This window comes from Corallococcus sp. CA049B, assembly GCF_003611685.1.
GTDB lineage: Bacteria > Myxococcota > Myxococcia > Myxococcales > Myxococcaceae > Corallococcus > Corallococcus coralloides.
Genome location: NZ_RAWC01000039.1, coordinates 19,242 through 45,801 on the forward strand (window position 1 = coordinate 19,242; position 26,560 = coordinate 45,801).

The window sequence follows — 26,560 nt, forward strand, 5'->3', positions numbered from 1 at the left end:
CGGAGTCTAGCGGACCTGCCGCTCAGTGCAGCTGCGTGGGCAACATGGGCAGCCCGTGGAAGAAGCGCCGCCCGCTCTCGAAGCGGTGGTGGAACGTCACGCGCTGATCCAGGTACAGCCGCGACATCTCCTCCTCTCCGTACGCACGGAAGAACGCGGCGCGCGCCTCGTCACAGGCCCGCTCGTACTCCACGCACAAGGCCTCCCAGTCCTCCGGTGGAAGCTCCCCCTCCGGCCAGCCCTCGCCGGTGAGGCCGTAGTCGCGCTCCATCGCGTCCAGCTCGCGCGCCCGCATCCGCACGCGCGGATCCTCCGCGATGGCCTCGTCCGCCATCGCCGTGAGGATGTGCGCCACCAGGAAGAAGCCCGCGTCCGGCGGCACCGCGCCCGCGTCCCGCGCGCTCCGGAACGTCACCAAGAGCTGCGCGTCCATCTCCTCGCCGCCCAGCTCCGCCAGCTTCGCCGCCAGCCCGCGCCACCGGGCCTCGGTCTCCAGGGCCTCCCGCCGCACCCCTTCCAGCTCCTGCTCACCCATCTTTTTCATGGTGTCCTCTCCCGGCCCGCGAAAGTCCCTTCCCACGAAGGTTCCCATCCCCGTCTGACGCTCGGGCCCGGCAAACCGTGCTGTCCCCTTTTTCCGCGACGTCCCGGCGCGTCAGGTGCAGGACGCCCGAGCGCGGCGCCGTCGCGTGGCGGACGCGCAACCGTGCTCGGGGGGACGGACGGCCTGGCGGCCAGCCCGGCCATTCCGGGGCTGCCGGGGTGACGAACCACGCGGCCGGTGATTGCGTCCGGCAGAGCCTCTTCGCGAACGCCGGGTGTCACCCGCATGACGCTTGGGCGAGGCCCGGCCCCGGGGCGCGCAATTGGCTGCCAACAGTGGTTGCCGCCGGGCGCGGGATGACGCATCCGCAGGACATGGGGCCCGAAGCCGGTGGCCCGCCCTGGGGAGCCCCACCGGTGTCCGAGCCCGTCGTCCCGCCGCAGACGAAGTCCCAGGTGTCGCCCCGCACGGTGTTCACCGTGTGCTTCGCGGTGCTGGGCGTGATGGCCCTGGTGGTGCTCATCGCCAAGACGCGCGTGGCGCTCACGCTCACCGGCATGGCGGCGCTCATCGCGCTGTCGCTGGAGCACGGCGTGTCGCGGCTGGAGAAGCGCGGCTTCAAGCGGTGGCTGGCCATTGCCGTGGTGCTGTTCGGGCTGTTCGTGGCTGTCGTCGCGCTGGGCCTGCTGGTGATTCCGGACCTGGTGGAGCAGGTGGACGCGCTGGTGACGCAGTGGCCGCACCTGTGGAAGCAGATGCGCGGCACCGGCATCCTGCGCGCGCTCAACCAGCGGCTGCACAGCCTGGGCTGGAACGAACGGCTGGAGGAGGCCACGCCCGCGCTCGCCGGGCCGCTGCCCGAACTCCTGATGAGCGCCATTGGCGGCGTGGTGGGCCTGCTGGGCGGCGTCATCACCGTCTTCTTCCTGGTGGTGTTCATGCTGGTGTTCGGCGGCGGCGTGCTCAAGCGCCTGCTGGACCTGGCCCGCCCCGACCACCGGCTGCGCTACGTGCGCGTGCTGCGCAACGTGTACACCGCGACGGGCGGCTACCTGTCCGGCATCACCCTCATCTGCGCCATCAACGCCACGCTCACCACCACCATGCTGGCGGTGCTGGGCATGCCCTTCTACCTGCCGCTGGGCGTGGCCAGCGGCTTCTCCAGCCTGGTGCCCTACGCGGGGCCCATCATCGCGGGCGGCATCATCACGCTGCTCACGCTGGCGACCGGCGGCCTGTGGAAGGCGCTGGCGGTGTTCATCTACTTCCTCCTCTACGGCCAGCTGGAGGGCAACGTGATGGCGCCGCTCGTGTTCAAGCGCACCGTGCACGTCAACCCGCTCGTCACCCTGCTCGCGGTCCTCTTCTGCGTGGAGCTGGCGGGCATCGTGGGCGCGGTGGTGGCCGTGCCCGTGGCGGCCACCGTGCAGATCATCGTCCGGGAGGTCCTCCTCTTCCGTCAGGAGCGCCGCGCCGGGGCCGTGCTCCCAGAGCCCTGACGGGCCAGGCCCCGATGACCGACTCGCCGCTCCAGCTCCTGTTGACGCACGGCTCGGGCCCGCTGCTCTTCGCCGTGCTCGTGGCGGGAGGGTTGGGGCTGCCGTTCCCGGAGGACCTGGTGCAGCTGGCGGCGGGCGTGCTCTCGCACCGGGGCGCGATGCCGCTGCCCGTGGCCATCGCGCTGTGCTTCGCGGGCGTTCTGTGCGGGGACACCGTGCTCTTCCTCACGGCGCGCCGGCTGGGGCAGGCGCTCTACACGCACCCGCGCACCCGCCGCCTGTTCCCCCCCGAGCGCCGCGAGCGCATCCAGGGGCTGTACGCGAAGCACGGCTCCCGGGTCGTCTTCGTGGGCCGGTTCATGTCCGTGCTGCGCGTGCCCGTGTTCGCCATGGCCGCCGCGGAGGGCATGCCCTTTCGCCGCTTCCTCCTCTGGGACGGGCTGGCGCTGTGCGTGAGCTCGCCCCTGGTGGTGACGCTGGGCTACCTGGGCTCCGCGAGCGTGGACCGCGTGGCGAAGGGCGTGGGCCGCGTGGAGCACTTCGTCACGCTGGCCGGCGTGGCCGCGTTGCTCGTCGTACTCGCCGTGCGGCATGCCCGCGAGAAGCGGCAGCCCCGCCCGTCCCCCTGAAGTCCGGGGACGGCGGTCCCCGCCACTCCACCCGAGGCTGAAGCAAGCAAGCTCACACTTGCTCTGGATGTCCCGGCGCGCGCCGCGCGAATCCGCTATCAACCCAACGGTTTCCCTGGACGAACATCCGAGACTTCATGACTCCCCCCAGTCCCTCCCAGGCCGGTTCCACTGCGGTGTCGTCCGCGGAAGGAGGCATGGACTGGCTGTCCGGCGGCGGGGAGATGGGCCGGTTGATCCGCTCCATGGACTGGTCGAAGACGCCGCTCGGGCCGGTGGAGACCTGGCCGCAGAGCCTGCGTACGACGGTCAGCCTGTGCCTGTCCTCCACCTTCCCCATCCTCATCGCGTGGGGGCCGGAGCGCGTGCAGCTCTACAACGACAGCTACCGGCCCATCTGCGGCGCGAAGCACCCGGAGTCCATGGGCCAGCGCTTCCGCGACTGCTGGGCCACGGCGCTGCCGGTGGTGGGCGGCGTGTTCGAGAAGGCGGGCACGGGCACGGGCTCCTACATCGAGAACCAGCGCATGTTCCTGGACCGGTACGGCTACCTGGAGGAGGCCTTCATGACCTTCTCCTTCAGCCCCATCCGCGACGAATCCGGGGGCGTGGGCGGCCTCTTCCACCCCATCACGGAGGTGACGGACAAGATGCTCAGCGCGCGGCGCACGCAGACGCTGCGCGAGCTGTCCGCCCTGCTGGGCAAGGTGAAGACGTTGGAGGACATCGGCGCCGCGCTGCCGCGGTTGCAGCCGGACGCCGCGCTCGACGTGCCCTTCCTCCTCTTCTACCGCCGCGACGAAGCGGCTCCCCGCGTCCAGTGGGTGGGCGGCATGGGCCTGCCCCCGGGCACCGCGTGGAGCCCGGTGGAGGCGGGGCTGGACGGGCCCTGGCCCTTCGCCGCCGCGGGCTCGGTGGACTCGGTGGGCCCGGTGGGCTCGGTGGACGTGCCGCGCGCGCCGCTGGACGCGGGCCTGACGCTGGGGCCGTACGAGGAGCCGCCCGCGCACGCGCGCGTGCTGCCCATCCACCCGGCCGGCATGGCGGAGCCCTTCGGCTACCTGGTGGCCGGCGTGAGCCCCCGCCGCGCGATGGATGACGCCTACCGCAACTTCTACGAGCAGCTCCAGGCCACGGTCACCAACGCCGTCGTCAGCGTGCGCACCTACGAGGCGGAGGCGCAGCGCGCGGAGGCGCTGGCGGCCATCGACCGGGCGAAGACGGCGTTCTTCTCCAACGTGTCGCATGAGTTCCGCACGCCGCTCACGCTCATCCTGGGCCCGCTGGAGGAGTCGCTCGCGGACACGTCAGAGCCCCTGCCGCCAGCGCAGCGCGCGCGCCAGGAGCTCACCCACCGCAACGCGCTGCGCCTGCTGAAGCTGGTCAACTCGCTGCTGGACTTCTCGCGCATCGAGGCGGGCCGGGTGAAGGCGAGCTTCCACCCCACGGACCTGGCGCGGCTCACCGAGGACCTGGCCAGCGTCTTCCGCTCCGCCATGGAGAAGGCGGGGCTCCAGTACACCGTGGACGCGCAGGACGTGGGCGAGCCCGTCTACGTGGACCGGGACATGTGGGAGAAGGTTGTCCTCAACCTGCTCTCCAACGCGTTCAAGTTCACGCTCCACGGCGGCGTCACCGTGCGGCTTCAGCGCGAGGGGACGCGGGTGCGGCTCACCGTGCGGGACACCGGCACCGGCATCCCGGAGGCGGAGCTGCCGCGCGTGTTCGAGCGCTTCCACCGCGTGGAGTCCTCGCGCGGGCGCACGCATGAGGGCACCGGCATTGGCCTGGCGCTCATCCAGGAGCTGGTGAAGCTGCACGGCGGCGCGTTGAGCGTCCACAGCGTGGAGGGCGAGGGCAGCACCTTCTTCGTGGAGCTGCCGCTGGGCCGCGCGCACCTGCCCGCTGAACAGGTCCAGGAGGATGGAGGGCTCCCGCACGCGGGCAAGCTGGGGTCCGCCTTCAGCGAGGAGGCCCTGCGCTGGCTGCCGGATGCGCCGGAGCCCCTCCCGCCACCGGGTGCCGAGCCGATGCGGGCTCCCGTCGAAACCACCGTGCTGGGCAACACGGGCGCGGGGTTCGCGCTGTCCACGAGGCGCGGGCGCATCCTCGTCGCGGACGACAACGCGGACATGCGCGGGTACGTGAGCGGCCTGCTGTCTGCCCATTGGGACGTGCGCACGGTGGCGGACGGCGAGGCGGCCTTCGAGGCGGCGCTCGAAGCGAAGCCGGACCTCCTCCTCAGCGACGTGATGATGCCCCGGCTGGACGGCTTCGGGCTGCTCCACAAGCTGCGCGGCGACGCGCGCACGCACGGCATCCCCTTCATCATGCTGTCGGCGCGCGCGGGCGAGGAGGCCCGCATCGAGGGGCTCCAGGCCGGCGCGGACGACTACCTGGTGAAGCCCTTCTCCGCGCGCGAGCTGCTGGCGCGCGTGGACAGCCAGCTCCAGCTGGGGCGGGCCCGGCGGCAGCTGTCCGACTTCTTCATGCAGGCCCCCGCGGCCATGTGCGTGATGTCAGGCCCGGACCTCCTCTTCACGGTCATCAACCCCCTGTTCGCGAACCTGATGGGCCGGGACATGCTGGGCCGGCCCGCGCGCGACGCGCAGCCCGTCGGGGGCCACGGCGTGCTGCTCCAGCACCTGGAGCGCGTCTACCGCACCGGCGAGCCCTTCGTGGGCCGCGAGGTCCCGGCCCGCCAGCCGGACGGCCAGGGCGGCCTCAGGGAGCTCATCCTGGACGTGGACATCCACGCCCAGCGCGACGGCGAGGGCCACATCCAGGGGCTGCTCGTCGCCGTGCAGGAGGTCAGCGAGCGCTCCCACGCGCGCCAGCAACTGGAGGCCCTCACGCGAGACCTCCAGCACGCGCTCACCTCGCGCGACACCTTCCTGGGCGTGGCGTCCCACGAGCTGAAGACGCCCGTCACCGCGCTGCTGCTGCACCTGGAGATGACACGCCGGCGCCTGTCCCCCACGCGCAGCGATCCCCCCACGCCGGAGAAGCTCCGGTTGGCGGTGGAGTCCGCGCTGCGGCAGGTGGAGCGGCTGTCGCGGCTGGTGGACGAGCTGCTGGACGTCTCACGCATCCGCGCGGGAAAGCTCGACCTCCACATGGAGGAGAGCGACCCGATGGAGCTGGTGCACGAGGTCCTCGACATCTTCCGCGAGCAGATGGAGCAGGCCCACTGCATCCTGCAGCTGCGGGCGGAGCTGGACCTGCGCGTGTGGTGGGACCGCTCGCGCATGCAGCAGGTGCTGACGAACCTGGTGTCCAACGCCATCAAGTACGCGCCGGGCACGGCGCTCGGCATCGGCATCAGGAAGCACGGCGACCGGCTCATCCTCTACGTGTCGGACGGCGGCCCGGGCATCCCGCCCGAACACCAGGACCGCGTCTTCGAGCGCTTCGAGCGCGGCGGCCCGCCCCGCTCCGTGCACGGCCTGGGGCTGGGCCTCTTCATCGCCAGGCAGATCGTCGAGGGCCACCAGGGCAAGCTGGTCCTGAAGAGCGCCCCCGGCCAGGGCGCCGCCTTCATCATCGACCTGCCGCTGCCTCCGCGGATCCAGGCCTGAAGCGCGCGCCTTCAGTGCGCGACGCCCGGGGGCTTCACCGGGCCGGGCAGGATGTTCTGGTTCACGTGGAAGAGGTTCTCCGGGTCGTAGGTCCGCTTCACCGCCACCAGGCGCGGGTAGTTGTCGCCGTAGGTGGCCTGCACGCGCTCCTGGCCCTCCTCCATCATGAAGTTCACGTAGGCGCCGCCCGCCGAGTACGGGTGCAGCGCGCTCCAGTACTCCTTCGCCCAGGTGGAGATGTCCGCCGCCCGCTCCGGTGACGGGTCCACCCCGACGATGACCTCCGACCAGCGCGCGTCGCGGAAACGGAAGGCCGTGTCATGCGGGCCCACCCGGTGCGCCGCCCCGTCGATGGGGTACAGGTGCATGGTGGACTGCATGGACGGCAGGCGCTCCGCGAAGGACACGTGTCGCTCGATGGCGGCGTCCGGAAGCTCGCGCACGAAGTCCGCGCGCCAGTACCACTGGTGGCCCGGTGGATAGAGCGCGTCGAAGGCGCTCTGCAACATGGGGAAGGGCATGGGCATCACGCCGTGCAGCGCGGGCTTGAGCGCCTGCACGGGCGCGAACAGCTCGTCCGCGCGCGCGGGGTCGCCCGTGTAGCACCACACGACACCGCACATCTTCTGGAGGTGGAGCTCCTCCGGGAAGGGCGGCGCGGGCGGCACGGTGAGGAAGGCGAAGAAGCCGCTGAGGTCCTCCGGCGCGGCGGGGAGGAACTCGCGGTACCAGCGCATCACCTCCGCCGCGCGGTCCAGCGGCCAGAGCGTGGGGCCGCCGAGGATGGTGTCCACGGGGTTGGCGCGGAAGAGGAACGACGTCACCACGCCGAAGTTGCCGCCTCCGCCGCGCACCGCCCAGAACAGGTCCGGGTGCTTCTCCGCGTTCGCGGTGACGAAGCGGCCGTCCGCGAGCACCATGTCCACGGCGAGCAGGTTGTCGATGGTGAGCCCGAAGCGGCGCGTGAGGTACCCCAGGCCGCCGCCCAGCGTGAGCCCGGCCACGCCCGTGGTGGAGATGATGCCGGAGGGCACCGCGAGCCCGAAGGCGTGGGTGGCGTGGTCCACGTCCCCCCAGACGGCGCCGCCGGAGACGCGCACCGTGCGGGCTTCGGGGTCCACGCGCACGCCGCGCATGCGCGACAGGTCGATGACCAGTCCGTCATCCACCAGCCCCAATCCGCCGCCGTTGTGGCCGCCGCCGCGCACGGCCAGGGGGAGCTTGCGCTCGCGGGCCAGGGCCACCGCGGCGATGACGTCCGCCACGTCCGCGCACCGGGCCACCATGGCCGGGCGCTTGTGGATCATCGCGTTGTACAGCTGGCACGCCTCCGCGTAGTCGGCGTCGCCCGGCTGGATGAGCGCGCCGCGCAGCTGCGCCCGGAACAGCTCCACGCTGTCCGGCGTCAGCCCGGCGGGCAGGCCGGGGCCTGTCTGCGGACGGTGGGTTTCGAGTGTCACGGCGGATCCCTCCTCAAGAGCCGGCACCGGCACGGCGCCTGACTCAACGGATGCGCACGGTGACGGCCTCGCAGGACCGGAGGGCGGGAGGGGGCTGCCCGGCACGCGCCGGTGGCGAGGGACGGCTCAGCCCGCCGCCACCTCGCGCAGGCTGTCCTCCACGCCCTGAAGCAGCAGGTCCAGGTCCGCGTCCGGGATGTTGAGCGCGGGCGCGATGTAGACGGTGTTGCCCATGGGGCGCAGGTACAGGCCGCGGCGGCGGGCGGCCTCGTAGACGCGCCAGCCGCTGTCCGCGAAGTAGCCTCCGCCGCCCAGGTCCACCGCGCCCACCATGCCCACCGCGCGCGGGCGCACGAGCCCGGGGAGGGTGGCGGCCATGCGCTCGAAGGCGGCCTTCACGCGCGGCGCCTTGCGCTGCACCTGCCCCAGCACGTCCTCGTCGCGGTACACGGCCAGCACCTCGCGCGCCACGCACGCGCCCAGCGGGTTGCCGCAGTACGAGTGCCCGTAATACAGCGCCCGGTCCTTCGCCCCCAGGAACCCCTGGAAGATGCGCTCCGACGCGAGCGTGGCGGCGAAGGGCAGCAGGCCCCCGCTGAGCGCCTTGGCCAGGCACAGCAGGTCCGGCACCACGCCGGCCAGGTCCACCGCGAAGCGGGCGCCGGTGCGGCCCATGCCGGTGAAGACCTCGTCGGCGATGAGGAAGGTGTCCACCGCGCGGGTGGCCTCGCGCACCTCGCGCACGAAGTCCGGCGACGACATCCACATGCCCGCCGCGCCCTGGATGACGGGCTCCAGGATGACGCCGGCGATGCCGTCCGGGTCCGCCGCGAGCGCGGCCTTCACCTGTGCCAGGGCGCGCGCGTGGCCGCCGGGTTCGGCGGGGGACGGCACGTGCACCACGTCGAAGAGGAGCGGGCCGAACACGTCCCGGAACTCGTGCACGCCGCCCACGCTGGTGGAGCCAATCGTCTCGCCGTGGAAGGCGCCCGTCAGCGTGATGAAGCGGGTGCGGCGGGGGCGGCCGTTCTGCGCCCAGTACTGCGCGGCCATCTTGATGGCCACCTCCACCGCGGTGCTGCCGTTGTCCGAATAGAAGACGCGCGACAGCTTCTCTTCCGAGGGCACGTCCGCCCGGTCCGCGCCCGGGGCCAGCGCGGTCAGCTCGGCTCCCAATCGGGCCGCGGGGCCGTGCGTGATGCCCGCGAGCGAGACGTGGGCCAGGCTGCCCAGCTGTTCGGTGAGTGCGTGCACGAGGCGCGGGTGGCGGTGTCCCAGGGTGGACACCCACCACGAGCCGTTGGCGTCCAGGTAGCGCCGTCCGTCCGCGTCATGGAACCAGACGCCCTCCGCTCGGACGATGACCAGGGGGTCCGTCTTGGCGATGTACTGCTCCATGGCGGTGTAGGGGTGCCAGACGTGCTGCTTGTCCAGTCCGACGAGGGTTGCCCGATCCACGGTGGAGGCTCCTGGGCGCGAAGGGGGAGTGAAGCCCGGGGTGACGCGCCGCGTGCCCTTCTGCCCTCCCCGGGGACGGCCCGCAACGTCGCGGTGCGACACGAGGGACGGGGACGAATGGGTGGCCGCACCGGGCCTTATCCACCAGCGGACAGGCGGAGGAATGGGACGCTCAGTGGCGTGCGTCCGGGACGGGACGGTGGGGACGGGCCGGTGCCGGTGACGTGTGGAGCGCTGACATTGCCGTGACAGGGGGGGTGTTAGCCCTGGGTCTGTCATCACGGGAGAGTCATGGCCATCATCATCTTCTTCATCAGTCACTGGCTGCTCTGCGTCTTCTTCCAGAGCTTCTTCCAGCACCGTTACGCGGCGCACCGCATGTACAGCATGGGGCCGCGCACGGAGAAGGTGATGCACCTGCTCACCTACCTGGTGCAGGGCTCGTCGTACCTGTCACCGCGCGCCTACGCCATCCTGCACCGCGAGCACCACGCGTACTCGGACACGGAGAACGACCCGCACTCGCCGCACTACTTCAAGGACGTGATGCGGATGATGTGGCACACGAAGGAGCGCTACACGGGCATCCTGACGCGGAAGATCCAGCCAGAGCCGCGCTTCGAGGGTGGCTATCCGGAGTGGAAGCTCGTGGACGAGACGCTGGGCCAGTCCTGGTTCGCGGTGCTGGGCTGGGTGGCGCTGTACACGGCGTTCTACGCGACGTTCGCGACGTCGCCCTGGATGTTCCTGCTGTTGCCGGTGCACTTCGTGATGGGGCCGGTGCACGGCGCCATCGTGAACTGGTGCGGGCACAAGTACGGCTACCGGAACTTCAAGGGCGCGGACAAGTCGCGCAACACGCTGCCGGTGGACGTGCTGTGCATGGGTGAGCTGTTCCAGAACAACCACCACAAGTACGGCAGCAGCCCGAACTTCGCGGCGCGCGCCTTCGAAATCGACCCCACGTGGCAGGTGATGCGCGCGCTGTCGAAGCTGGGCGTCATCCGCATCACCACGCCCCAGCGCGCCGTGTACCCGGAGCCGCGTGAAGTGGCCCGCCAGGGCGGCGCCGGAGCGCAGGCGGCCTGAGTTTTGGCCCAGACTTGAAGTCACGCGGGGGAGCCGTCCGTCAGGGACTGCTCCCCCGTGGTGTTTCTCAGCCCTGCTTGAGTGCTTCGGCCAAGGCCGTGGTGGGGTGGCCGATGAGGCGGCTCAGCGTGCGGCTCGTGTCGTTCAGGTCACCCCGGGAGATGCCCTCGTCCGAGTTCGCCAGCACGTCGGCGTAGCCCTTGGGCAGGCCCGCCTGCTGGAGCGCGGCGGCGAAGTCGGCCGGTGGCAGGTCCTGGTACGTCACCGTCCTGCCGGACTGGCGTGACAGCTCCGCCGCGTACTCCGCCAGCGTGAAGCCGGTGTCTCCCGCGAGTTCGTACACCTGGTTCTCGTGGCCCGTGCCGGTGAGCACCGCGACGGCGGCGTCCGCGTAGTCCTGGCGGGTGGCGGGGGCGACGCGGCCGTCCTTCGCGCAGCCCCGAAGCACGCCCTGCTCCAGCGTCCGCTTCGCGGCCTCCGTGTAGTTCTCCAGGTACCAGCTGTGGCGCAGGAACACGAACGGAAGCCCTGACGCACGGATCGCTTCCTCCGTGTACAGGTGCTCGCCGGCCAGAATCATCCGCGACGTGTCCGCGTGCAGGATGCTCGTGTAGGCCAGCAGCTTCACGCCGGCCTTCTTCGCCGCGTCCACCACGGTCTGGTGTTGCTTGCGCCGCTGGCCCACCTCGCTGGAGGAGATGAACAGCACCGTGTCTCCGCTGGAGAACACGCCGTCCCACGTCTCCGGGTGGCTGTAGTCCGCCTTGCGAACCTGCACGCCGCGCGAGGCCCACTCTGCGGCCTTGTCTGGATTGCGAACCGCGACCGCGACCCGGTTCGCGGGGACCTTCTTCAACAGGCCCTCGATGACGAAACGGCCCAACCGGCCCGTGGCTCCCGTGACGACGATCATTGGAGTTCCTCTCATTCCTCCAGTTGGCAGCGACCGAATCACCACAGCTCGCAATGAGGCCTAGCCTCCCTCGATCAACTTCGTGGACCTTAGATAGCCGTCACTGCAACAGAGAGTTCCATGTAAGGGCAGCAGAGGCACCGCAACGAGCTGGCGGCATACTTCATGCCTTCACACACGAGCATGAACAAGGAAGGCAAGGGTCACAGCTGCACTGTGCCAGGGACAAGCAGAGCCAAAGGCCTCGAAGAAGCGGCGGGCATTGGACTGAAGTCTCAAAGCACGGACGCTCCTAGCGGTAGTGAGTCGAGCATCGAGAGGCAGAGCACGCACTTCGAAACGATCCCCAACTACCGTCGCGGAGCAAAGACTCAGGAACTTGTTTTCCCTGTGACCCCAAGAGCACTGGCCCTTCATTAACCGGCGGCAGCTCATAGAGCGCTCCATAGAGCCCACTAAAGCCGGTTTCTCCGAGAACCAGGTTGGCCAGCTCCCACGAGCAATAAGTCTCTATCACCCGGGTCACCACCGACACCAACCCATAATGCCTCATCTTCCAAGGTTTCCGAACTTGACAACTCTCCATAAACCCCATGCGAGGGGTACGACTACAAAGCCCCAGACGCGAGCTAATATCGCCTCCCTCACTATGGAGGTGGCTCAGGTGTCGAAGACGTCTAAAGGCAATGTTCTCGGAGAAGCAACCGCTGAAGCAGACAAATACATGCTTGAGAATGCCTTCTACCAGTCCCGAAACTACCTCGAGCTAATCCATGGCTCCGACTTTCGCTTTGTCGTTGGCCGACGTGGCTCTGGAAAAAGTGCTCTCTTTCACAAGGTCACCGAAGCGCTGAAGGCAACAGGCGAAGCCATTCTTATCACAGAAAAACCAAGCGAAGAGAAAACCGCCGCCCTCCAAGAAGAACTAAAAGAACTTTCCGACAAATATGAAGATGCCAGATCAATCACGCGACTCACCTGGAAAGTACAAATTTTCAGTAGCGCACTTGAGCACATCCTCAAGCACTACAAAGCCGACAAACTTGGCGACACCCGAACCATACTGGTAGACTTTAAAAACAAACACCCAACCCTATTCGAACACGAAGGCCTAGCAAGAAGCCTCGAAGCACTCCGGCTCGTCAAACGCGCCAATCCGGGAGTCAGCGCTCGCGCCCTACTTGAGAAGATTTCCGACCACTTCAAACTCAAGCGGCTCACCGACGCAATCATCGATGGCATCCAAAACGCACTCAGCAAACGGCTTGTTTTTCTATATGACGGCCTAGATGAAGGCTGGCTGCCCAATCCATTGGCAACGGGCATACTCGGCGGACTCGCCCGAGCAGCAGCCGAATTTCGAGAGGATGCTCACGGACTACACTGTCTGCTATTTATCCGGGACAACATGTTAAGGGCTTTGGTCCAGCTAGATCCGGATTTCAGTCGAAATATCGAAGGAAGCACCCTGCGCCTTCACTGGGAAGAGCGTTCACTCCTGAGCTGTGTAACATTGCGTCTGCGGACTGCATTCAAATGGAGCCAAGAAAACGACACTCGCATCTGGAGCCAGTTCGCAAAGGGCGAATTAGAAGGCATGGATGGCTTTCGTCGCTGCCTAAAACTAACACTCTACCGCCCGCGTGACCTCATCAGCCTCCTAAACTCAGCTCACCAAGCAGCGGTCTTGGCCGAGCGAGACTCCATCATCGACGACGACATCCAGAAAGCCGCGACGGCAATTTCCGAGCAACGCCTTCACGACCTGTACAAAGAATACCAAGACGTTCTTCCCGGCATGCGCATGTTTGCCGAAAGCTTCAGAGGCGGGCTCGCAAAGCAGACCTTCTCCGCCGTCAAAAAGACACTCCAAGATGTCGTCGACACCGGAGTAAGCACAGGAGTCATCGCCAGAGATTTTGCGCTCCTGGCAACAGGCGCAGATGCACTAAATGCACTCTACAGCGTCGGTTTTCTTGGCATTCAAGACGAACCCGGAGACACAGTCACGTTTTGCCATGACGGCTCAAACATGGACGTACAAGGGGTTTCCGATACACAAGTGGCGGTTATTCACCCCTGCTTCTGGCGAGCTTTGAATCTGACAGCCGACCTACCACAGGAAGAAGTCCTCATCCGCCTCGACGACGAGGACGATGTCGCAAAAGGCAAACCAGCAATCGTGGCGATGCAGGAAGATCGGCTTCGACGGCTCGGGCAGATTGCAGATGAGCTTGTGCGAATTCCTCTCGGCAACGAGGGTGCCCACTCGTTTGAGAAATGGGTCCACAAGACTGCTCAGTATTTATTCGCGAAGGATCTCGGAAACATTGAACTCCACCCAAACAAAGAGACCGTTCAGCGACGTGACGTAGTCGGCTCTATCACGACTGAAAAAGGCTTCTGGGGACGGGTCGCTCGCTTCTACGGCGTGAGTCAGATTATCTTCGAATGCAAAAATTTCGAAGAAATGAGTGGCACAGAGTTCCGTCAAGCTTGGGGCTATCTCAGCGGACCGTATGGGCGTCTTCTCATAATGGTGACGCGCTCCAGCCAGGACAAGCAGATTTCAAATAAAGAGCGCGCACTAATCAAAGAAGGCTGGGATCTTCATCAGAAGATGATTCTGCTCATTCCGGCGATCCTACTGCAGCGCGCGATCCGGAAAATGAGAGCAGGTGAGGAGAAGCGCGAGGACGCCGTGCAAAAGATCCTAAACGAACGACTCGACAAGTACGAAAGAGGATACATAAGCCAGAAGTCAGCTCGCAACGAATAGAATGCCACGGAGAATGCGCCACTAACAAGAGTCGCAAGAGTCCGAGCAAACTTACTTGTATCGAGACCTGCATGGCTCGAGAACACGGGCTGGACAGCCGCATCCCAGATCGTCCAACGCCCGAAGATTCGGCAAGAGCGAGACATTGCTGCGGATTGTGGATATCGCTTTATCATTAGAATGAGTAGTGCCGCGCATAAAGCTGCGCTCCTTCAACGGGAACCCAGACTCACGATCATCGTCACGGAATGCGAACGACGACCGCTCAAAGTCGCCCCCTTGCTGTCTATACATCCGTACTCACAGGTAACGATGGCCGCACGCTGCTGTTCCCCACGCCGGAAGGAACGCTGCGCCCGGGTGCGTTCGCCTCGGTGGGCCTGGGAGTGGACCATGCGCGCTGACACCCTGCTGCTGTCGCTGGTGCTGCTGACCACGGGATGCGTCTCCGTGTCGCAAGCGCCTGGGCGCGGTCGAAGCTTGAGCTACGCGCCGCGTGAGGCTTCTTCACCCGCACGGGTGGAAACTCCAAGCGATGAGCCCCCGCACGCTCGGGACTTTCTCCCGCGCGCCTTCTCCGGATCCGAGCAACGGCTCCTGCGCCGCCAGCAGCCGCGTGACGACGTGACAGCCGTGGGAGACAGCAGCAGGGAGGCAGTCGCAGGGGGCGAGGCCCGGAGCGCAGCATCGACGCGTCAGGCAGTTCGCGGCGCCACGGACGAGGTGAAGGGAACTCTGAAGGGTATCGAAGCCGCGTTCTCCAAACTGGCGGCCCGTCCTCCTGACCTCGGGGGATGGGGCCTGACTGGCGACATCTTCACGCGTTTCCTCGACCAGGGCTCCAAGCAGGTGAAGTGGCTTCATGGTGCGCTGGGGAGCGCCACTGCGTTGACGACCGCGGCCTCGGAAGTCGGCGACACGGACATGGAGTTGGGACTCTTGCGCATGACGGGGCCGAAGCTCCAGGCGGCGCAGTTCGGAACGCTCCTGCTGGCCGCCTGGGTGGACTTCCTGCACCTCGGAGACGCCGTACTTCGAAACTGCCCCATGTGCAGCGCCGAGAAGCTCTTCGTGGACCTGCATCGCGTGCAGGGGTTGATGGAGCCCACGCTCAAGGACCTCTCCTCACTGGACCCGGAGCGGGTGGAGGCGGCGACGACCGCGATGCCCGAGTTGATGGGAAAGCTGACGCGCGAGTTCGACACGCTCCAGCGAGAAACCCGCGAGACCCTGAAGTTTGGCGGGCAGGTCATGGCGGCGATGCAGGCGGTGGAGATGGTCACGATGATCTCCACGATGAAGATGGCCATGCCACGCGTGCCGCCCTCGGCCCCTGTGACGCTGGGCGTGGGACTCGTGATGAGTTCGGGTGGAGTCATGACGGGCTCGCGGATGGTGGTCTCCGCCGAGTGGGTGGAGATGATGCGAAGGCTCGTGCAGGCGGGCGTCATCTCCGTTCCCGCCGTCGGCGCGGCTGTCCTGATTCAAGGCGGACAGGTCACGATGGCCCAGGCGCACCAGGGCCTGCCCAAGGGCGTGCGTGAGGCATTGGGAAACAGTCCCGAGGTTCGCGGCATGCAGGTGACGGGCAGGGCAGGGGCGGGCATGTCGGATGCGCCCAAGCACCACGTGCTTCCGCAAGAGCACCGCGAGTGGTTCGAGCAGCGCGGCTTCAAGGGCGACATGGACATCGACCACTTCTGCGTCCGACTGGAGCAGGCCCACCACGAGGCCATCCACGGAGGTGGCAACTGGCGACTGGGGCGAACATGGCCCGGAGAATGGAACCGGATGCTCATGAAGGTACTACGCGACACGGAGGCCGAAAATGGCCAGAGGCTGACACGGAGCGAGATCTTGAAACTCGTCGCGGGATATCTGAAGGAGTACGACATCCCGATGAACTTCATCTCCGGGAGGAGGCGATGACCGACGGACGTTCGTGGCAGGGGAACTGGAAGGTTCGCCTATACGAGCGCGTCCGCGAACGCGGCTACGACTCGCTGACAGCCTTTGCCGAAGCACGTCCTACCGCCTCACTGGTGGCTTTGGCCGAGGAGCTTGGTGCGGACGATGTCGCCGGGGTGCAGGTGTTCAGCGGGTTGGTGGCGGAGGCGGAGCAGCGCAAGCAGGTGACACGCCTGGTTCGAGGGCAGTTCGTGCGCGAATTGTTCCAGCATCTTCCAAATGGATGGCCATCCGTGCTGGACGACACAAACCGATTCGGTGTTGCCCAAGTGCTCGCCCGTTGGAGTAGCTACACCCCCGAAACGCATGAGGCGCGTGTAAGGCAGGCGAGAGCTTCACTCCGTGCCAATCCGCCACCGCCCGGCTGGCAACCGCTCGGACCTGACGACGAACTTCTCCGCACGCTCCTCCCTGACGAAGAAGCCTGACCCGCGAGGTGACCTCGTGGGCCAGGAGGCGCCACCCGGAACTCAGCCCTGCTTCAGCGCCGCGCCAATCGCGCTCCCAAACGGCGCCGTGGGCCGGCCAATCAGCCGGCTCAGCGTGCGGCTCGTGTCATTCAGCTCCCCGCGCGACAGGCCCGCGTCCGCGTCCGCCAGCGTGTCCGCGAAGGGCTTGGGCACGCCCACCTGCTGGAGCGCCGCGGAGAACTCCGCCACCGGCAGGTCCACGTACTTCACCGGCTTGCCAGACTGGCGCGACAGCTCCGCCACGTACTCCGGCAGCGTGAAGCTCGCGTCCCCCGCCAGCTCGTACACCTGGTTCTCGTGGCCCGTGCCCGTCAGCACCGCCACCGCCGCGTCCGCGTACTCCTGACGCGTCGCCGTGGCCACCCGGCCCTCCTTCGCGCTGCCCTGCACCACGCCGTACTGGAGCGCCGGCCCCACGTGCTCCGTGTAGTTCTCCACGTACCAGCCGTTGCGCAGGAACACGTACGGGAGGCCTGACGCGCGGATGGCCTCCTCCGTCGCCTTGTGCTCCCCCGCCAGCGACAGGCCGCTCCTGTCCGCGAACAGGATGCTCGTGTAGGCCAGCAGCTTCACGCCCGCCCTCTTCGCCGCCTCAATCACCGCCGAGTGCTGCGGGAAGCGCTTCCCCACCTCGTTCGCGGAGATGAGCAGCACCGTGTCTCCCTTCCCGAACGCCCCGCTCAGCGTCTCCGGGCGGTCGTAGTCCACCTGGCGCACCTGCACGCCGCGCGCGGCCCAGGCCTTCGCCTTGTCCGGGTTGCGCACCGCCACCGCCACCTGGTCCGCCGGCACCTTCTTCAGCAACCCCTCCACGACGAACTGGCCCAGCTTCCCCGAGGCTCCCGTGACCACGAACATGGCTTCGCCCTTTCCTTCCCGCGCTCCAGGCGCGAAATCGAACTGGGGCTTACCGTAACGGGGGTACTCACTTTTCGTAAGTACGCACCTCGTGGTAAGTGTCCCATCATGAAGGCAGGCAAGGGCAGTCCATTGCTGGAGAAGGTGAAGCAGCGCGGGGACCTGTACGCGGCGGCGTGTCCCTCGCGCGGCGTCCTGGAGCACGTCACCAGCCAGTGGGGCGTGCTGGTGCTCGTCGCGCTCAAGGAGGAGGGCACCCACCGCTTCAGCGAGCTGCGCCGCAAGGTGGGCGGGGTCAGCGAGAAGATGCTCGCCCAGACACTCCAGGCCCTGGAGCAGGACGGCTTCGTGCACCGGGAGGCCCACCCCGTGATTCCCCCCCATGTGGACTACAGCCTCACGCCCCTGGGCGAGGAGGTGGCCGTCCACGTGGAGGCGCTGACCACCTGGATCGAGGACAACGTGGCCCGCGTGATGTCCGCCCGCACCAGGGCCCCGGTCCGCAAGAAGGCCTCCTGAGCGGCCCCGGGCCCGCTCGCCCGGGTGCCCTCCAGCGGGACGAACGGGAGCGAAGGGGACAGGCCCGCGTTAAGACTGCTCCCGTGCCCGCCGACACCCCGCTCAAGGTCCGCATTCTCGATGCCATCCGCGATGTCCCGGCCACCCAATGGGATGCCCTGGTCGCCGACGGCGCGCCCCCCTTCGTGCGCCACGCGTGGTTGTCCGCCATGGAGGAGAGCGGCAGCGCCACCGAGGACACCGGCTGGGCCCCGCACCACCTGACGCTGTGGCGGGGCAAGAAGCTGGTCGCCGCCGCGCCCGCCTATCTCAAGTTCCACAGCATGGGCGAGTACATCTACGACTTCGGCTGGGCCAACGCCGCCGCCCAGCTGGGCGTGGAGTACTACCCGAAGCTGCTCGTGGGCGGCCCCCTGTCCCCCGCCACCGTGCCGCGCTTCCTCACCGCCCCCGGAGAAGACGCCGCGCTCTTGCGCCGCGCGCTCCTCCAGGCCGCCGTGGAGACCGCCCAGGCCCAGGACTGCTCCGGCGTGCACGTGCTCTACCCCACGGATGAAGAGGCGGACTTCCTGGAGGAGGCCGGGCTCGCGCGCCGGATTACCCTCCAGTTCCATTGGAAGAACCCGGGCTACCAGCGCTACGACGACTACCTGGCCCGCTTCGACTCCAAGCGCCGCAACCAGCTCAAGCGCGAGCGCGCCGCCGCGGCCACGCAGGGCATCCAGCTGCGCACCGTGCGCGGCGCGGACCTGACGCCGGAGCACGCCCAGCGCGCGTACACCTTCTACACGTCCACCTGCGAGCGCCACGCCTGGGGCCAGGTGCAGCTCACCCCGGGCTTCTTCGAGCGCGTCTTCCGCGACCTGCCCGACGCGGTGGAGATGGTGGAGGCGGTGAAGGACGGGCAGGTCATCGCCGGGGCCTTCAACCTGGCCACGCCGGAGCGGCTCTACGGCCGCTACTGGGGCTGCACGGAGGAGCACCCCTTCCTGCACTTCAACGTCTGCCTGTATCACTCCGTGGACGACTGCATCCGCTCAGGGCGCAAGGTCTTCGAGCCCGGCGCGGGCGGCGAGCACAAGGTGTCTCGCGGCTTCGAGCCCACCGCCGTGCACAGCGCCCACCTGATTTTCGACAAGCGCCTGGACAAGGCCGTGCGGAGCTTCCTGCGCATGGAGCACGCGCGGCTGGCACCCGCCGTGGAGGAGGCGGAGCGCATCTGCGGCCTCAAGCCGTGGGGCCCCCCTGGGTCAACCGGAGCCAGCGGGTCCACCGGCACCTGAAAACCTGAACGTCTGTCCGCCAGCCCACCGGCCGGTGGGCATCCGCGCTCGGTTCAAGTTGTGAAATCGGGGTGAACCTCTAGAGTCCGCCCCCATGAAAGTCCCGGAGACAGAGGAAGACTTCATCCAGTGGTACGAAGACTGCTGGGCGGACCGCGACGAGGTGGAGTACCCCAAGCTGTTCGGCGCCATCCGTGAGGAGGTAGACCTCCTGGAGGGCACCGGCGTGCTGGAGGGGTGGCTGGAGAGCGAGCTGGCCCAGGGAACGGAGATGGATCCGAACTGGCTGCCCATGGGCGTGCGCGTGGCGCCTCCCAGCCCGGAGCACCCGTACTGGACCTACGTCACGAGCGGCCTGTCCAACCCCTTCACGGTGGCCCCCGGCGAGGACCTGGCGGACGACGCCAGGAGCGGCCTGGGCTACGAGATGGTCATCCACACGCCCGAGGAGGAGCGCTGGCCGGTGCTGCGCCTCCTGGACATGATGGCCTACAACCTCGTGTGCGCGCGGCTGTTCGCCATGGGGCACCGCTACCCGGTGGACGGCACGCTCACCGGCGGTGAGACGAAGCTCGCGGGCTTCGTGTTCGTGAAGGACGCCAACCGCCCCAGCCACTTCACCCTGCCCAGCGGCCAGGTGGAGCTGCTCACGCTGGTGGGCGTGACGAAGAACGAGATGGCCTTCGCGCGCTCCAACGGCATGGACAGCCTGCTGAAGCGGCTGGCCGACCCCGCGAACCCCGCCACCGCGTACATCACGCGCCCGGAGCGCGACGAGGTGAAGCTGTAGCGCCCCCACTCCCGCCGCCGCGCTAGAAGGTGCGCGGCGGCGAGGACTCCACCAGCGAGTGCAGGAGGCCCGGCTCGAAGGGCTTCTCGATGCGCGGCAGCGGCACGGCCTGGAGGAAGGCGCGGGCGCGCTCCGTGAAGCTGCCGCCCGTCATGAACACGAAGCGCGACAGGAGCTCCGGCCGGCGCCGCGACAGCTCCGCGTGCACGTCCATGCCGGTGAGGTCCGCCATCATCAGGTCGCAGAAGACGCGGTCGAAGGCGTCGTCCTGCTCCAGGAGCGCCAGCGCCTCCCGGCCGCTGTGCGCCACCACCACGTCATGCTGCCGGCCGAGGATGCGCCGGAGCACCGAGGTGAGCTGCGGCTCGTCGTCCACCACCAGCACGCGCTTGCGGCAAGGCCCCTCGTCCGCGCGCCCCGCGGGGAGGCCCGGGTACACGACGGGCTCCGAGACGGGCAGCCGCACCTGGAAGGTGCTGCCCAGGCCGGGGATGCTGGTGGCCGTCAGCTCGCCGTGCATGCTGCGCACGAGCCCCAGGCAGATGGACAGCCCCAGGCCGCTGCCCTCCCCCACGGGGCGCGTGGTGAAGAACGGCTCGAAGGCGCGCTGGAGCACCTCCGGCGTCATGCCCAGGCCGGTGTCGGACACCTCCGCCAGCACCCACGCGCCCTCGCGGCGGGTGGTGAGCGTCACGCGGTGCCGGTCGAAGGCGCCGGAGGGGATGGCGTGCGCGGCGTTGATGAGCAGGTGGAGGAACACCTGCCCCAGGCGCGCCTCGTGCGCCAGCGCGGGCGGCACCTGGCCGAAGTGGCGCTCCACCTGGGCGCGGCTGCGCAGGTGGGTCATCGCCATGGAGATGCCGAACTCCAGCGCCGCGTGCACGTCCACGGGCCCCAGGCGCAGCTCGTCCGCGCGGGCGAAGGTCTGCAGGTCGCGCACGATGACGCGGATGCGCTCCGCGCCCTCCTTCGCCTCGCGCAGCGCCTCCAGCGCCTCGCCCACCGCGTCCTGGAGCCCCGGGCGGCGGACGAGCGGCGTGAGCTGCTCCACCGCGAACTGGAGGTTGCCGGCGACGTAGGACAGGGGGTTGTTGATTTCGTGGCCCACGCCCGCGGCCAGCTGGCCCGCCATGGCCAGCTTCTCCGACTGCACCAGCCGCTCGCGCGCGGCCATCAGCTCGTGCGTGCGGCGCTGGGCCAGGGCCTCCGCCTCCAGGCGGCCGGAGTGCTCGCGGGCGAGCAGCGCGTCGCGCTCCGCCTGCACGCGCTTCTTGTCCGTGATGTCGCGCGCGTAGGTGGAGATGTTGCGGCCGCTGGACCAGGCGTGCACCTCGTGCCAGCGGTCCCTGCCGGTGCGCAGCTCGAAGAGGCGGTAGCTCTCCTCGGCGGCCACCTCGCGCATCGTGCGCTCGAACGGGGTGCCGCACAGCTCCGGGCACGCCTCCCACAGCACGCGGCGGAAGAGCTCCTCTTGAGGGCGGCCGGTGAGCGCGGCGGCGTTGCGGTTCACGTAGGTGAGGCGCCAGTCCGTGTCCACGGTGAAGAAGGCGTCCGGCATGCTCTCCAGCACGTCGCGCACCCAGTCCAGCGTCTCGCGCAGCCCCTCCTCCACCCGCTGGGCGCTGGTGATGTCACGGAGGCGCAACAGCACCCCGTCCCGCAGCGGCACCGCCGTGCCCTGCAGCAGAACCTCCCCTTCGGTGAAGTGGTCCGCGTGCGGCCGGCCGGACTCCACCACCTGGCGCAGGAGGTCCAGGCGGCCGGCGATGCCCCCCTTCGAGGCCATCTCTCCCAGGCGCCGGCCCCGCAGGTACTCCGGCCCCCGGCCCAGCGCGCGCGCCGCGGCGGGGTTCGCCCACAGCCACTCGAAGTCCAGGATGGCCCCGCCCGGCGAGCGCACGGCGCGCAGCACCATGCACGCCTCGGGGTGTTCGCGCTCGGCCTCCTCCAACGCGGCCAGGAACGCATCCGGGAGCGGCAGGGCCACGGTCATGTCGGTCGCGGACATCCGGCTCCTCGCGGCCCAGGCACCGCCCAACCCCCGGGAAGCCCGCATGTCGCCACGAATCGCACGGCGGCTCAAGCCAGCCCCAGTCTTCGTATCTTTCTTAACCTTCTCGAATTACAGACGCATGAGAGTGAAAGCCGGAAGGAGAGGAAAGACTCCCCTCCGGACCGGAACGTCGGCCACACTCGTGCCTGCCCATGCGCCCTACCCTCATCACGCACGTCGCGTTCGAACCGCTGCACCTGTCCCTGACGGAGCCCTTCGCCATCGCCACCGGCGCGCAGCTGGCGGCGGAGAACGTGCTCGTGCGCGTGACGCTCGCGGACGGCACCGTGGGGTTGGGCGAGGCGGCGCCCTTCACGGCGGTGAGCGGAGAGACGCAGGTCAGCACGCTGGCTTCGCTGGAGCCGGTGCGCGAGCTGCTCGTGGGCCGGGACGCCCAGGAGTGGCGGCCGGCGTCGGAGGCGCTGGGGGATGCGCTGACGCTGGCGCCGGCCGCGCGGTGCGGCGTGGAGATCGCGCTCCTGGACGCGCTCACGCGGCACCACCGCATCCCGATGTACGCCTTCTTCGGCGGGGCGGGGACGTCGCTGGACATCGACATGACGGTCACCGCCGGAGACGTGACGCACGCGGTGGCGTCGACGCGGGCCATCCTGGGGCGGGGCATCGACACGGTGAAGGTGAAGGTTGGCGCGCTGGACCCGGACGCGGACGCGGCGCGGCTCGTGGCCATCCACCAGGAGGCCCCGAAGGCGCGGCTCATCGCGGACGCGAACGGGGGCTATGACGTGGCGGAGGCGCTGGCGTTCCTCAAGGAGCTGGAGCGCGCGGGGGTGCCGCTGTCGCTGTTCGAGCAGCCGGTGGCCGACGTCGCGGGGCTCGCGGAGGTGACGCACCGCTCGCGGGTCTCGGTGTGCGCGGACGAGTCGGCGCGCTCGGTGAAGGACGTGCTGCGGCTCATCCGTGAGAACGCGTGCCACGGCATCAACATCAAGACGATGAAGTGCGGGATGGTGGACGCGGTGACGATGTGGAGCCTGGCCCGCGCGGCGGGGCTGGAGCTGATGGTGGGCGGGATGGTGGAGAGCGTGCTCGCGATGACCGCGTCCGCGCACCTGGCGGCGGGCCTGGGCGGCTTCACCTACGCGGACCTGGACACGCCGCTGTTCATCGCGAACCACCCGTTCCAGGGCGGCGGTCAGTACGCGGGCGGGCGGCTGACCCTGGACCCGGACGCGCTGGGGCACGGCGTCACGCTGCGCTGAAGGCTTCAGCCCTTCACCTGGGAGGCGGGAGGACTTCACGATTCTTCACAGGGGCGCGGCCCAGAGGGAAGCAAAGGCGTCCTGGCGCCGTGCGGTGTGGCGAACGCGGCGGGCGCGGTTAGGGATGAGGGGCTCATGTTGGATGCGCCCTCGTCATCGCCCAGGCTCGCGCTCGTGTCGGAGGACCCCCTGGCCCGGGGTGCGCTCGCACGGGCGCTGAGCGACCAGGCGGAGACCTGGACGGTGGTGGCGGCGGGCACACAGGAGGAGCTGGAGGCTGCGCGGGGCGAGCCGCCCGACGTGGTGCTCTGGGACACGGGCCTGCGGCTGGAGGAAGGCGCGGCGCCGGACCTGGGCGCGCCGGTGCTGGCGCTGGTGGCGGACGAGGCAGCGGGGGAGCTGGCGCTGGGCGCAGGGGCAAAGGGCCTGCTGTTCCGCGACGTGGCGCCGGGGATGCTGGGGGCTGGGCTGCACGCGGTCGCCCGAGGCCTCACGGTGTTCGAGCCGGGCCTGTCCCACGTGCGCGCCGCGCCCAGGAGCACGTCGCCCACGGGAGCCCCGGGCCCGGACACGCTGACGCCGCGCGAGCGCGAGGTGCTGGGGCTCCTGGCGGAGGGCCTGTCGAACAAGGCCATCGCGGACCGGCTCGCCATCAGCGAGCACACCGCCAAGTTCCACGTGAACGCGGTGCTGGCCAAGCTGGGCGTGCAGCGCCGCACGGAGGCCGTGGTGCGCGCGGCGCGGATGGGGCTGGTGACGCTCTAATCGCTCAGGGTGCGACGAGGTTGCTCAAGAAGGCCCATTCGTCCTGGACCAGGGCCCTTGCCCACTCGCGCTGGAGCGTGGGCAGGGGCCAGTTCTCAATCTGCACCTGCCGGGAGGATTGAATGACCTGACGAATCGACTCATAGCCCTCGGCCACCTGGGCGCGCATCACCTCGTTCCCCACCAGGACCGCGCCCTGCTCCATCATGCGCAATCCCACGCTGCGCTCCACCAACGTGTTCCCCGGCTGGATGCGCGCTCCCAACGTGAGCAACGCCTTCCCCAGCCGGTCCTGGTCCTCCGGGGCGAGCCGGTCCTTCGTCGCCGCGGCCCGTTTCGTGAGCACCGACGCGGGGCCCAGGACCAGGTTCGCGACCGCCACCATGAAGGCCTTGTCGAATCGCGAAGAAGCGCCCGCGGCCTCCAGGCGCCGCTCCGCATCCACATACCGCTGGGACAGCGGGGCGTTCCGGTAGTGCTTCAAGCTGGCGATGCGATCCAGCGCCACGATGTCTTCGTGGGTGAGCGGCGTCTCCTCAGAGGCCTCCCCCATCAACAAGAGCAGCGGGATGCGGGACTCGTTCGCCCCAGCGCCGTGCGCCTCGAGCTTGAGCCGCACTGTCTCGCGCGCTTGCCGCCGCAGGTCCGCGGACAGGCCGTCAGCGTAACTGAAGTACTCGTGGGCGGAGAGCAGCAGGTGCGGGTCCTCCAGCTCGGAGAGGTGCTCCACGAGCCACCGCTGCTGGACCTCCGAGGCCTTGTGGTCCGCCAGGACGGCGACGAGGCGCGACTCCACGGACTCAGTCCGCTTCCACACGTCGGAGACGGCATTCTTCGCATCGATGGCGACCTCCGGATACCGGCTGGTGTCCCGGAGAGAGGGGCGGCCCGCGCTCTTCCACGCTTCGATCAACGCCTCGGTCCACCCGGGCTTGGGCGTCCGGCGCCGCTGCTCGACGAGCGCCATGAGCATGATGGCGTCCGCTTTGTCGGGGGCCATCTCACGGAGGCGGATCGCGGTCCGGGCCGCTTCATCCTCGGCGCCCTGCTCCAACTGCAGACAGGTCTGGACCATCAGCGCTCCGGGATGCTGGGGCGCCTCCTTCAGGATGGCGGCGAGCTCCGTCTGGGCCTGGGCCCGCTGTCCCTCCCAGACCTGGTTCGCTGCCACATGGACCCGCGCGTCGATTCGCTTCTGGATGGCCTCCTGTTCCTCCGCGGAACGCCGGCAGGCCGTGCTGGTGAGGAGCAGGCCCAGGACCAGCAGGGAGCAACAGCCACGAAGGGATGCCATGCCCCACAGCCTATGCCGACCTCAAGCGCCGACGCGAAGCTCGCGCAGATGTTCGACGACCCAGAGGAACACCGGCTCGACGTCCTTGATGCGGTTGTCGGAGATGGCCATCACCAGCGCCTCCGCCTCATCCATCGTGGCGTCCACCTCCAGGCCCATGCACGCCAGGGCCTCGCACATGGCGAGCCAGGAGATGCGCTTGTTCCCGTCCACGAAGACCTGCTTCGTCGCGATGTAGAAGAGCAGGTAGACGGCGAACATCAGCCCCGGGACCGCCTCCGGCGGAGCGCCGTACTCCTCCGCGGTCCAGGCCGCCCCCAGGGTCGCGCCAGGGCCCAGGGCATCACGGACCCCTACCCTGCCGCCATGCGCGGCGATGCCCTTGGCTTGCAGTTCCTGGAGCCGGGTCAGGCCGCAGAACCGGTCATACGGCTGCGCGTCGCTCATTGGGCCAGCCTCCGCAGCAGTTCACTCCACTTCCGCAGGGCGTGCGCGTCACGCTCCTCCGCGCTTGGAACCGGCACGTCGGCGCCCTGCTCGCGAATCCAGACGAGCCGAGGGGTGGGTCCCATGACGACCATCGCGGAGACCTCTCGCAGGTGAGCGGCCTGCTCCACCTGCTCCGCCGTGGCGGTCACCGCGAGAGTCGCGCCCTCCCGCGGGGCAAGCTGGATCGTCGGCGTGTTCGACACGCCAGGGTCAATCCCCTCGACAGTGCCGTGAATCACTTCCAGGTGAGGCAGCATCATGACTTCTTCTTTCTGACCCCGGACCGAGACGCCCGCTTTCTCGGGGCAGGCGACGCTTCCGCACGAGCCAGGTCCATCTGGCTGCTGCCCGCGGACCACTGCCGGCCTTCGCGCGACTCCCACTCACGCACCGCGCGGGCCACGAGCGGAGCCTTGTCCTCCAGATAGTCCAGCGTCACACGCCGCCGCTCGTACTGCTCCAGCCACTGCCTCCGATACCGGACCACCCGCTCATCGTGGTCCAGCCCCAGGAGGCGCAACGTCTCAACCGCCCGCTCTCGCAGTTGCGGCGGGCAGCGTTCCGTGACCTGGAGTTGAAGCGATGGGAGTAGGAGCGCGAACCAACCATCCTCGATTTCGAATGGATCCATCAGGCGCGCGGAGACAAGCGCCTGCTTGCGGCTGTTGAGCCATCCGGCGGAGTACCGGAAATTGGTCCATTCGTAGGCGAGCCGCCGATCTTCATCGATGGAGACGAAGTGATCGACGGTCCCTGGCGCGCCCAGATACATCGCGGTGTAGGCACAGCGCTCGAAGAAGGCCTCCGCGAGTTGAGCATTGCAACGCCGCCAGTACGCAGGCGGCCGGCTGGGGGACTCCGGATTGCGGCGCAGCCACCCGCGCCCGGGCGTTCTCACC

22 protein-coding genes and 1 pseudogene are annotated in these 26,560 nt (G+C 68.6%); 13 read left to right on the forward strand and 10 right to left on the reverse strand.

What is annotated here, in order from left to right; translation table 11 throughout:
• Positions 1-22: 22 nt before the first annotated feature.
• Positions 23-544: a hypothetical protein gene (locus D7W82_RS12070; protein WP_120618482.1), complete on the reverse strand. Its 522-nt coding sequence runs from the start codon at positions 542-544 to the stop codon at positions 23-25.
• A 416-nt stretch (positions 545-960) separates the two neighbouring features.
• Between D7W82_RS12070 and D7W82_RS12075 the strand changes: the two genes are divergently transcribed.
• The 3 genes from D7W82_RS12075 (at position 961) to D7W82_RS12085 (ending at position 6,250) form a co-directional block, all read left to right on the forward strand.
• Positions 961-2,043 (forward strand): AI-2E family transporter, encoded by a 1,083-nt coding sequence (locus tag D7W82_RS12075; protein ID WP_120618483.1) that lies wholly within the window; start codon positions 961-963, stop codon positions 2,041-2,043.
• Between the two features lie 14 nt (positions 2,044-2,057).
• Positions 2,058-2,672, forward strand: a complete 615-nt coding sequence (locus D7W82_RS12080) for a DedA family protein (protein WP_120618484.1) — start codon at positions 2,058-2,060, stop codon at positions 2,670-2,672.
• Between the two features lie 197 nt (positions 2,673-2,869).
• Complete coding sequence (locus D7W82_RS12085) at positions 2,870-6,250, forward strand: ATP-binding protein (protein ID WP_233587438.1); 3,381 nt, start codon at positions 2,870-2,872, stop codon at positions 6,248-6,250.
• A gap of 11 nt (positions 6,251-6,261) precedes the next feature.
• Here D7W82_RS12085 and D7W82_RS12090 read toward each other — a convergent pair whose 3' ends face one another.
• Positions 6,262-7,710, reverse strand: a complete 1,449-nt coding sequence (locus D7W82_RS12090) for an FAD-binding oxidoreductase (RefSeq protein ID WP_120618486.1) — start codon at positions 7,708-7,710, stop codon at positions 6,262-6,264.
• Between the two features lie 126 nt (positions 7,711-7,836).
• Positions 7,837-9,168, reverse strand: coding sequence for an adenosylmethionine--8-amino-7-oxononanoate transaminase (bioA, locus tag D7W82_RS12095; protein WP_120618487.1), 1,332 nt, complete (start codon positions 9,166-9,168; stop codon positions 7,837-7,839).
• A gap of 291 nt (positions 9,169-9,459) precedes the next feature.
• Here bioA and D7W82_RS12100 point away from each other — a divergent pair, with 291 nt between their 5' ends.
• A complete protein-coding gene (locus D7W82_RS12100) occupies positions 9,460-10,257 on the forward strand; it encodes an acyl-CoA desaturase (protein ID WP_120618488.1) in 798 nt (265 codons plus the stop codon).
• 67 nt (positions 10,258-10,324) lie between these two features.
• Here the strand turns inward: D7W82_RS12100 and D7W82_RS12105 are convergent, their stop codons facing one another.
• Entirely contained in the window at positions 10,325-11,170 is an 846-nt protein-coding gene (locus D7W82_RS12105) for an SDR family oxidoreductase (protein ID WP_120618489.1), read from the reverse strand.
• A gap of 664 nt (positions 11,171-11,834) precedes the next feature.
• Here D7W82_RS12105 and D7W82_RS40045 point away from each other — a divergent pair.
• The 4 genes and pseudogenes from D7W82_RS40045 to D7W82_RS12115 all read left to right on the forward strand — a co-directional run bounded on the left by D7W82_RS40045 (position 11,835) and on the right by D7W82_RS12115 (position 16,345).
• Entirely contained in the window at positions 11,835-13,949 is a 2,115-nt protein-coding gene (locus tag D7W82_RS40045) for a P-loop ATPase, Sll1717 family (RefSeq protein ID WP_147439299.1), read from the forward strand.
• A 126-nt stretch (positions 13,950-14,075) separates the two neighbouring features.
• Positions 14,076-14,189 (forward strand): annotated as a pseudogene (locus D7W82_RS42170) (DUF6310 domain-containing protein); the annotation flags it as partial.
• Positions 14,190-14,837: 648 nt separating this feature from the next.
• Positions 14,838-15,878 (forward strand): DUF2380 domain-containing protein, encoded by a 1,041-nt coding sequence (locus D7W82_RS12110; RefSeq protein ID WP_233587439.1) that lies wholly within the window; start codon positions 14,838-14,840, stop codon positions 15,876-15,878.
• On the forward strand, positions 15,875-16,345 hold the full coding sequence (locus tag D7W82_RS12115; protein WP_120618491.1) for an NUDIX hydrolase: 471 nt from the start codon (positions 15,875-15,877) through the stop codon (positions 16,343-16,345). Before D7W82_RS12110 ends, D7W82_RS12115 begins: the two co-directional genes overlap by 4 nt.
• Before the next feature lie 42 nt (positions 16,346-16,387).
• Here the strand turns inward: D7W82_RS12115 and D7W82_RS12120 are convergent, their stop codons facing one another.
• On the reverse strand, positions 16,388-17,245 hold the full coding sequence (locus D7W82_RS12120; RefSeq protein ID WP_120618492.1) for an SDR family oxidoreductase: 858 nt from the start codon (positions 17,243-17,245) through the stop codon (positions 16,388-16,390).
• Between the two features lie 108 nt (positions 17,246-17,353).
• Between D7W82_RS12120 and D7W82_RS12125 the strand changes: the two genes are divergently transcribed.
• From D7W82_RS12125 to D7W82_RS12135, 3 genes are all read left to right on the forward strand, one after another.
• A complete protein-coding gene (locus tag D7W82_RS12125; RefSeq protein WP_120618493.1) occupies positions 17,354-17,764 on the forward strand; it encodes a helix-turn-helix domain-containing protein in 411 nt (136 codons plus the stop codon).
• Positions 17,765-17,847: 83 nt separating this feature from the next.
• Positions 17,848-19,047 carry a GNAT family N-acetyltransferase gene (locus D7W82_RS12130; protein ID WP_120618494.1) on the forward strand — a complete coding sequence of 400 codons (1,200 nt, stop codon included), beginning with the start codon at positions 17,848-17,850 and terminating at the stop codon, positions 19,045-19,047.
• A 94-nt stretch (positions 19,048-19,141) separates the two neighbouring features.
• A complete protein-coding gene (locus D7W82_RS12135; RefSeq protein ID WP_120618495.1) occupies positions 19,142-19,837 on the forward strand; it encodes a suppressor of fused domain protein in 696 nt (231 codons plus the stop codon).
• A gap of 22 nt (positions 19,838-19,859) precedes the next feature.
• Here the strand turns inward: D7W82_RS12135 and D7W82_RS12140 are convergent, their stop codons facing one another.
• Positions 19,860-21,845: a PAS domain-containing protein gene (locus D7W82_RS12140; protein WP_120618496.1), complete on the reverse strand. Its 1,986-nt coding sequence runs from the start codon at positions 21,843-21,845 to the stop codon at positions 19,860-19,862.
• 197 nt (positions 21,846-22,042) lie between these two features.
• On the opposite strand from D7W82_RS12140, the gene D7W82_RS12145 reads away from it, so the two are divergent.
• Both D7W82_RS12145 and D7W82_RS12150 read left to right on the forward strand, forming a co-directional pair.
• Positions 22,043-23,113, forward strand: a complete 1,071-nt coding sequence (locus D7W82_RS12145; RefSeq protein ID WP_120618497.1) for a dipeptide epimerase — start codon at positions 22,043-22,045, stop codon at positions 23,111-23,113.
• 135 nt (positions 23,114-23,248) lie between these two features.
• Positions 23,249-23,878 carry a LuxR C-terminal-related transcriptional regulator gene (locus D7W82_RS12150; RefSeq protein ID WP_120618498.1) on the forward strand — a complete coding sequence of 210 codons (630 nt, stop codon included), beginning with the start codon at positions 23,249-23,251 and terminating at the stop codon, positions 23,876-23,878.
• Between the two features lie 4 nt (positions 23,879-23,882).
• On the opposite strand, the gene D7W82_RS12155 is transcribed toward D7W82_RS12150, so the two are convergent.
• The 4 genes from D7W82_RS12155 to D7W82_RS12170 are packed head-to-tail and all read right to left on the reverse strand — an operon-like array spanning position 23,883 to position 26,559.
• Complete coding sequence (locus tag D7W82_RS12155; RefSeq protein ID WP_120618499.1) at positions 23,883-25,172, reverse strand: hypothetical protein; 1,290 nt, start codon at positions 25,170-25,172, stop codon at positions 23,883-23,885.
• A 21-nt stretch (positions 25,173-25,193) separates the two neighbouring features.
• The gene (locus tag D7W82_RS12160) at positions 25,194-25,619 is read right to left on the reverse strand and encodes a type II toxin-antitoxin system death-on-curing family toxin (RefSeq protein ID WP_120618500.1); all 426 of its coding nucleotides are present in this window, start codon (positions 25,617-25,619) and stop codon (positions 25,194-25,196) included.
• Positions 25,616-25,921 carry a hypothetical protein gene (locus D7W82_RS12165; RefSeq protein WP_120565323.1) on the reverse strand — a complete coding sequence of 102 codons (306 nt, stop codon included), beginning with the start codon at positions 25,919-25,921 and terminating at the stop codon, positions 25,616-25,618. Before D7W82_RS12165 ends, D7W82_RS12160 begins: the two co-directional genes overlap by 4 nt.
• Positions 25,918-26,559, reverse strand: coding sequence for a hypothetical protein (locus D7W82_RS12170; protein WP_199727730.1), 642 nt, complete (start codon positions 26,557-26,559; stop codon positions 25,918-25,920). The genes D7W82_RS12165 and D7W82_RS12170 overlap by 4 nt, the downstream gene beginning before the upstream one ends.
• Position 26,560 lies beyond the last annotated feature (1 nt).